The organism is bacterium, assembly GCA_024228115.1.
Classification (GTDB): Bacteria; Myxococcota_A; UBA9160; order UBA9160; family UBA6930.
On the sequence record JAAETT010000295.1, the window covers coordinates 1 to 821 of the forward strand.

General features: G+C 41.0%; 3 protein-coding genes. All 3 read left to right on the forward strand.

Annotated elements, in window-relative coordinates; genetic code table 11:
* Positions 1-150 (forward strand): hypothetical protein (locus GY937_13295; GenBank protein ID MCP5057681.1); only part of this gene is annotated, 150 nt, incomplete at its 5' end.
* Complete coding sequence (locus tag GY937_13300) at positions 143-352, forward strand: hypothetical protein (GenBank protein ID MCP5057682.1); 210 nt, start codon at positions 143-145, stop codon at positions 350-352. The genes GY937_13295 and GY937_13300, both read left to right, overlap by 8 nt.
* Positions 345-821 (forward strand): hypothetical protein (locus GY937_13305; GenBank protein MCP5057683.1); only part of this gene is annotated, 477 nt, incomplete at its 3' end. The genes GY937_13300 and GY937_13305, both read left to right, overlap by 8 nt.

Below are 821 nucleotides of genomic sequence, written 5' to 3' on the forward strand. Positions count from 1 at the left end.
AACAGCGCTGAAGACGTTGAAGCATTACGCCAACAAAGAGCGCAACAACAACAAGCACAATTTGAAGCTGAAAACATGAAGGCAGGCGGTGAAGCTATGCAAGCAGTTGGTAAAGGTCAAAAAGAATTAGAAGGCGACCCAAATGCATAGTACAATAAAAGGCCAAGCAGCTTTATACCAAGCGGTATTTAACACACCGCAAGGTAAAAAGGTTTGGGAAGATTTAACAAGGGAACTAAACCCTGATGAAATCTTTGTAAAAGGCGATGCAGACGAAACCAATGTTAATATTGGTAAACGTGCTGCATTTATTTATATAGATCAATTGTTGAGGATTGAGACTAATGACTAACGAAAACGCACAAACTAACGAAGCGGTAAGCACTGAAGCATCCATTGCAGACACTAACGATTGGCGCTCTAGCTTGCCTGAAGATATCCGAAGCGCTAAAGCTTTTGATTCTGTAAAAGATATTGCATCACTTGGTAAGCAGTTCCTTGATGCACAATCACATATCGGTAACAGCATCCGTATACCAGGCGAAGAAGCAGGCCAAGAAGCTATTGACGCATTCCACCAAAAGCTAATGAATAAAACCGACCTAATGGTCAAGCCTACAACGCCAGAAGATTATCAAAAAGTATTTCAATCTATGGGTATGCCAGAAGATAGCAAAGGGTACACAGTACCAGAAGGCACAGAAGGCAATTATGACCATTTGCGCGATATGGCATTAAATGCAAACATGACTAACAAGCAATTTGAATCATTGGTTCAATCAGTTGCTCAATTAGACGCGACTGCCTTAGAATCACAACAA